We start from the raw sequence: 6,587 nt of genomic DNA on the forward strand, positions 1-6,587 counted from the left end.
CACTGTTTTGCGAATACACCATAGCAACTATATCTAATTGAAATTGTTAGACGTACTCCTATCAATATCTTCTTCAGAATCTACTTCAGCAACAATCCTCATAATTCTTTAAACTATTCGTAGTGCTATACTCCTCTCGGTTAATGGTTAAACTCTTTAGACATTAGTTTAACTTATATTATATGGTTTATCAAATAAAGTTAAGGAAGAAAGGTGTAATTATCTTACCAAAAGATGTTAGGGAAAAACTCGGGATAAGAGAAAACGATATACTGTTAGGTGAGATGAAAGGTGGGGAGTTAGTTTTACGTCCCTTAAAACCTAAAATTGTAAGGGTTGATCCCAAAATGGTAGAAGAGATCCTTAAGGAAGAAGGTGAGGCTGAAAGGAGGAAAGAGGAGGAAATATTTAATGATAGTTGATACGGGAGTTCTAATAGAGTACATTAATGAGGCTGGTACATACCATGAAAAGGTTAAGAAGCTAATTGAGAGCTACAAACCACTTTATGTCACACCAATCACTTTGAGTGAAGTATTATACGTAAGTTATAGAGTTTACATAACAGCTGGGTTAAGTAATGCCAACAATTACGCAAAGGAATTTGTAGAGTGGCTATCAGCTATACTGAAAGTCACGGAGATTAACCACGAAATAGTAATAAAAGCAGGGGAAATAAAGAAAAAATACGGGATAGCTTTGCCAGACTGTTATGTAATAGCTACTGCAGACTATTTAAAAGATAAGGCTCTCTTTAAAAGAGAGAAGGAAATAGTTCAAGTCTTGGACGAAATTAGAAAAGAATTCGGAGATATTATTAGTTTTATTGATGAAATATAATACAATAATAAAAAACTTAAATTTTATAAATTCTGAATATTTTAACAGAAGTATTTACTTAAACATCTCGGGATTATTACTACACTGGAGTTAAAGAGGATAAAACTAGTTCAAATACCGTAGCCGTTCCAATAAATTACTTAAGGATAATCGAGAGTCGAAAAATTTTCACGTAAGAAGATGAGGTAAAAAGCTCTCTGTACATTTAAGAAAATTTTCAATATTCTTATATATAGTTAAGTTAAAGACTATCAGCCTTAATAATTACTCTTATGTCCCTGTCAAAGCATATCATCGTTCTTGAAAAGAAATCTTCCCTACCTAAAATAAGGCTTGGAAAAACTCCTTCATAAACGCCTAAATCGGCTATTGCAACTGGTATTTCAAAATTTTCATTTAGCTCTACGAAATGAAATTCTAATTCGTCCCTTTTTGTATGAAAATTTAGATTGGTTAATATAATGATATCAAAGTAATGTCTTCTAGATTATCAAAACGCGTATTTAACGTTCTCCTATTTATTTAAAGAAAATCTACTACCGCTATCTGGTAATGCGTATATCAAAACATCTTCCCCAGACTTAGGGCACTCCATCCTTACTTTTATTAAAGGTACTGAGTAACCTTTGGCGTTAATAAAAGGGATCTCTATTTCTTTACCTATACTAACTCTTTTCTTGCTTAACTACCGTTAAGATATCATACTGACTCCTTTTATACCCCCTTCTTTTCCATTATTTCTTCGACTTCCTCCCACGAATTACCCTCAGCCACTATGTTTCTATTGTCATCTATCGCCAAATACTTTCTTACGAGCTTAATGTTCTCAGACATGCTCTCAAATTAAATATAAACTTGTAGAACTATAACTTTGCCTGCTGCACTCTATTGTTTCAAATTTTTGAACTAGAGACGTGCTTGTCCTTTTAGTATTTAAAAGATTAAAATGTGCTTTCACTTAGGGAAGTAAGTGTTATGAGACGATAATAGTAATATTAGCTGGAAAAAGTTAGTATACTATATATGATTATTTAATGTAAAAGCTTGAATGCGACAAAAATCTTTTTTAGCAAAATTTTCTAAAATCAAACCGGAAATAATGTTCAGTTTATAGATAAGTTATTGTGGTAAGAAGATCACAGAATTTATACGGAGATGAGGAGAACTGACAAAATAATTGAGGTATTTAAGGATTTAACGTCTCACACTATGTAGATTCTTTCATCTAATAATTAACCTAAATACAATACTAGAATGAAAATTAACCCTTTAACATAAAGGCATTAAATCAAACCTAATAATTTAACGTTTTAGACACCCGGTTGTCCGGGGTTCAAGTCCCCACGGCGGCACCTATTATCTTAACTTTATGATAGTCCTTGAATTTCTCTATTATATTAAGATTAATTTACAAGACTGAGTGTAAAATCATAGATAATTTTATATTATAATAAATCTATCAAACATCTCATAAAGGTATACTAATTTTATCTTAACTTAAAGAAACCGCAAGGATGATATAATGGGGGAAATTATTAGCATACAAAATTTAACTAAAGTGTATAAGAATGAAGTAAAGGCCCTTAAAGGATTAAGTCTTAAAATAAAAGAAAATGAAATTTTTGTAATATTAGGACCAAATGGAGCAGGTAAAACTACCTTATTATATATTATTTCCACCATATTAAAACCTACAGAGGGCAGCGTTTACATTATGGGTTTAGATGTTACAAAGGATTCAGGAAAGATTAGGGAGTTACTAGGCTTTGCTTTCACTGAAGTTACACTCTTTAATACTACCGTATATAAGGCTCTATGGGCCCACGGAAGAATTTACGGCATTCCAAAAAACGAATTAAGGCAGAGAATCTTAGAGTGTTTAAATGAGCTTGACATTATAGACAAGGCTAATTCAATAATCTGGGAATTATCCAGTGGACAGAGGAAAAGAGTCGAGATCTGTAAGGTAATTATCCAGAGACCTAAAATTGCTATATTCGATGAACCCACAGTCACAGTAGATATAGACGGTAAACACAAAGTGTGGAGTCTCATTAAGAACTTGAAGAAGTACGGAAGCACAATAATTATTGCAACTAATGATATTTATGAGGCCGAATACTTAGCTGACAGAGTAGCAATACTGAATAGCGGGGAACTATTAGCTGTAGGTTCAATAAACGAACTGAAAAAACCTCTAGGTAATGATGTTCTTGAACTTGAAGTATCTGACCCAAGTGTAATAAGTAAGATAAATCGGCTTGGACGAATCATAGTATCGGGTAATTATGTAAGAGTGTATTCCGATAAACTACAAGACATAATTAACGAAATTTCTACACTGAATGGAGTTGTCTCGATTAGGAGACTTCACGTTACGCTAGATGATGTCTTTCTTGTGTTAACTGGAGGTGTTAAACAATGAGAGTTACTTCTTATCTATACCTCATTTTTGCTTATTCAATTTACTTTTTGGGTTCGAGTACTCTAATATCATTACTTTCGTCTTTCATACAGATAGCCGTAAGTACGTTAACTACAGTTGTATTCCTAATCGTACTTTTACCAGCTTACAAATCGTATATATTCGTTGGTGGTTCAACAGTTATGCTTCTACTCTCGTTAAAGAATTATGTGGTAGATACCATAGGGTGGGATTTGAAAATGAACAAAAATTACTTGTTAATACTACCTATTAATAGACGTTTAACCCCTTTCGTGATAATGTTAGGCTTATCAATTTATTTCGTTATACTCTACATGCCGATCTATTTTACACTAGCCTTTTTCTTGGATTTATTACTTTTATCAATATATTTATTACCGATACTAGTATTAGTAAATATAGTGTTTATGTCTACAATTTTAGTGACTACAGTAGCACCTAAACGTTATTGGGAATGGTACTCCATAATTCCTACAGAGATAATTGTTGCTTTAATTTCATATTTTTCAAGCGCACTACTACCGGCTAAAGGTGAGATCCTTACTCAACTCTTAGCTTATAACCCGTTTTACTACATTATAGCCCTTATAAGGCAAATACTGGAGTTGGAGTCGTTTAACTTGTTATACTTTATCGTGTCGGTAATAACAATTACGGCTTTGGTAGTGATAGACGTTATCGTATATGATAAAACTGAGGGAGGTAATTTTAGGTGAGACTGTCACGATATTTTTATATAATCCAAATGAAAATTATCGGAGACCTTAGGTCTAAAACAATACTGTGGATAATATTGCCTAACGTTTTCATAGAACTGTTTTTCCTATTTTTCGTGGGAGGGATTATAGGTATTAAATACCAGTTTTATGTAGCAGTAGGGACTACTGTCAATAATTACATGTCAATGTTGCCAAGTATAACGTATAGTATATTCTTGGATTACTTTTCTGACACAAAACATAGTAACTATGAGTTGTTGCTTTCTAAGAGTGACACAGAATACGCAATAGTATTCAACGCACTTCCTTCATACTTGTTATCGACTATTATTTCCATACCGTCTCTTATTTACATCGTATACTATAACGTGTTGGAACTAGTGTATGTAATGCTTACTAGTCTGCTCATTTACCTAGCGTTCTCACCTTTTCTCGTAAGATTGGGATTTCTTATAGATAATATTAAGAAAGTGTTCGTATTCAGGTTAGTTAACTTGTATCTCACTAGAATAAACGTTGCAATAATTCCTTCAAGCAAGTTACTCACAACAATTCCCCTTCCCCTCACGATTCCGATAATATATAATCCAGTTTCTATCTTAATACAATTACTGATTTATTTGTAGTTATTAATAGAAAATCTAAGAGAAACAGTACATTCCGAATTAATAATTATTTTTAATATAAAAAGTAGCTAGAGATAGAGGAGTTTGGAAAAGAGGATTTTAATGTGGGGCTTTAAAGAGTAGCTGAAGGACAAGTTAAGTTAATACGTAAATCCGATATTAATTCTAGAAGTTACTGGGAGATATAAGATTATATTGCAGCTCAAGCTAGAAAATCCTGAGGGTTTATTTAAATATGGCTCTTCACTTTAACTATATAAAAATTTTCTAGCGACAATAAAGCTGAGCAGCGACAATGTAAAATCTGGAATACTAAATAATATAAACATAGACCTGAGGCTGAGGTGGTTAAGATCGGCATAAGTGGCAATAGAGTCAACAAAACCGAAAGGCGCAGTGACTATTATATATTTTATATTATTCTTCCTATGGCTTAAGCAAGCCGTAACACCCCAGGAATAGTGCAATAATAGTGAAGACGTTCTATCAACAATTTTCACGATAATAAGCTGAAGTAACGTAGTCAGAACTACTGTATAATTAAGGATAAATGCGTCCGGTAACAAAAGGAGCCCCGCTAACACTGCATTTTCCCAAAAAGCTAAGGCTACTCCATACACTTGAGAGTCTCCTTTAACTAACCTTGCGAACACGTATGCGAAACCAGGTTCTGTAGCAGCCGTTAAAGCTCCATAAGCTAGGTATGTAGGTATCTGAGGCTTTTCGAAGAAGCTTAAAAAAGAGTACTGGATTACAACCTTTACGATTATAGCTGTAAAATACGCAGCTGCTGCAACCGCGAAAGCTTGTATGTCCCTCTTTACGAAAAAGAGAGGCAGAACACCCACTAAAATGGAAATAACACTACCTATAAGTATATACAAGTCCATGGGTTAAAGTAAGGAAATAACTATTTAACGTTCCTTTTCAGAAATGAAAATAAGTAATTTCTAGCTTCTTCCATGAGCTCCTTTAGCTCACCCTCGTTATCGAAAAGTATCCCATAATTCATAATGATATCCATTAATACAGCATAATCTATAGGATCTACTTCATCTGGTATTTCATTAGGATACGCTTGGAGAGCTCTATTCCTTAAACTTAATAATTTTTCATAAAGGAACTTAACCTTAATGTCTCTAGGATGGATTTGGAGAAAATTCGGCAAAGCATAGTACAAGGCTTTAGCCCGATAATATTTTACCTTAAACTTTCCCACCTTCTCCACCTTCACTGCCTCTATTAATCCTCCCTTCTCGAGCCTCTTTAGCCTTCTCCAAACCGTCGGTATCGGCTCATTTAGCCTCTCAGAAATCTGAGTGACATTTAGAGGTTCTCTTATTATTTCTTTGATGATCATGACATTTAATTTGTCGAAAAGAAGATTAACTTGCTCCTTATTTACTACCATAAATCTTAGCATAAGATAATAAAAGGGATTAAGGATAAATTTTGTTAACGGTGTTTTCTCATCAATTCGCTATTATCACCTTTTAAGTTTGTGTAAGACTTTACAGGGGGTCTGTTTGGTTTGATAACCTTTCCCGTCAGATAAATTCTTTTTAAACCAAACAATCGCTTTGTAAAGAAGAGGGTTAGGAGAAGGAAATCTCAAAAAAGAGATTAACAGCCCCTTATAGAAATGTTTATAAACGTTACTTTTTCTAAATTTCCTTAAATAACTAGCAGAGATAAAGCAATCAGAGATATTCTTTTTATAAAAATCGTCGTTGACAACAGTTTCAGATAAACCGTGAATTTTATGTCATTTGATATTATTTAACATTCCTTTAGCTCTTTTATTGAAAGTATATAAATTTTGTAGTTACATACTATCACGTCAGTATGGGAATCTCTTTTTTAGCGTAAAAAATGAGATGAATAAAATACATAAAAAGTCGAAAGAATAAGATTTTTCGTAGAAAAGTTTGTATAAACGAGGGCGGACCTAATTAT

7 protein-coding genes and 1 pseudogene are annotated in these 6,587 nt (G+C 33.1%); 5 read left to right on the forward strand and 3 right to left on the reverse strand.

Features of this window, described 5'->3' with window-relative positions; translation table 11 throughout:
* Window positions 1–182 precede the first annotated feature (182 nt).
* Both WIW52_RS09330 and WIW52_RS09335 read left to right on the forward strand, forming a co-directional pair.
* Window positions 183–422 (forward strand): AbrB/MazE/SpoVT family DNA-binding domain-containing protein, encoded by a 240-nt coding sequence (locus WIW52_RS09330; RefSeq protein ID WP_337710086.1) that lies wholly within the window; start codon window positions 183–185, stop codon window positions 420–422.
* Entirely contained in the window at window positions 412–840 is a 429-nt protein-coding gene (locus WIW52_RS09335) for a PIN domain-containing protein (protein WP_337710087.1), read from the forward strand. Before WIW52_RS09330 ends, WIW52_RS09335 begins: the two co-directional genes overlap by 11 nt.
* A 241-nt stretch (window positions 841–1,081) precedes the next feature.
* Here the strand turns inward: WIW52_RS09335 and WIW52_RS11310 are convergent.
* Window positions 1,082–1,504 (reverse strand): annotated as a pseudogene (locus WIW52_RS11310) (conjugal transfer protein).
* Window positions 1,505–2,362: 858 nt separating this feature from the next.
* On the opposite strand from WIW52_RS11310, the gene WIW52_RS09340 reads away from it, so the two are divergent.
* From WIW52_RS09340 to WIW52_RS09350, 3 genes are read left to right on the forward strand one after another with little or no spacing between them, the layout of a single operon-like run.
* Complete coding sequence (locus WIW52_RS09340) at window positions 2,363–3,265, forward strand: ABC transporter ATP-binding protein (RefSeq protein WP_314125437.1); 903 nt, start codon at window positions 2,363–2,365, stop codon at window positions 3,263–3,265.
* Window positions 3,262–4,002, forward strand: coding sequence for a hypothetical protein (locus tag WIW52_RS09345; RefSeq protein WP_337710091.1), 741 nt, complete (start codon window positions 3,262–3,264; stop codon window positions 4,000–4,002). Before WIW52_RS09340 ends, WIW52_RS09345 begins: the two co-directional genes overlap by 4 nt.
* A complete protein-coding gene (locus WIW52_RS09350) occupies window positions 3,999–4,631 on the forward strand; it encodes a hypothetical protein (protein WP_337710092.1) in 633 nt (210 codons plus the stop codon). The genes WIW52_RS09345 and WIW52_RS09350 overlap by 4 nt, the downstream gene beginning before the upstream one ends.
* A gap of 248 nt (window positions 4,632–4,879) precedes the next feature.
* On the opposite strand, the gene WIW52_RS09355 is transcribed toward WIW52_RS09350, so the two are convergent.
* Window positions 4,880–5,521, reverse strand: a complete 642-nt coding sequence (locus WIW52_RS09355; RefSeq protein WP_337710094.1) for a hypothetical protein — start codon at window positions 5,519–5,521, stop codon at window positions 4,880–4,882.
* A gap of 20 nt (window positions 5,522–5,541) precedes the next feature.
* Window positions 5,542–6,042: an ArsR/SmtB family transcription factor gene (locus WIW52_RS09360; RefSeq protein ID WP_337710096.1), complete on the reverse strand. Its 501-nt coding sequence runs from the start codon at window positions 6,040–6,042 to the stop codon at window positions 5,542–5,544.
* Window positions 6,043–6,587 lie beyond the last annotated feature (545 nt).

Origin of the sequence: Stygiolobus sp. RP850M, assembly GCF_037389295.1 — an archaeon.
GTDB lineage: Archaea > Thermoproteota > Thermoprotei_A > Sulfolobales > Sulfolobaceae > Stygiolobus.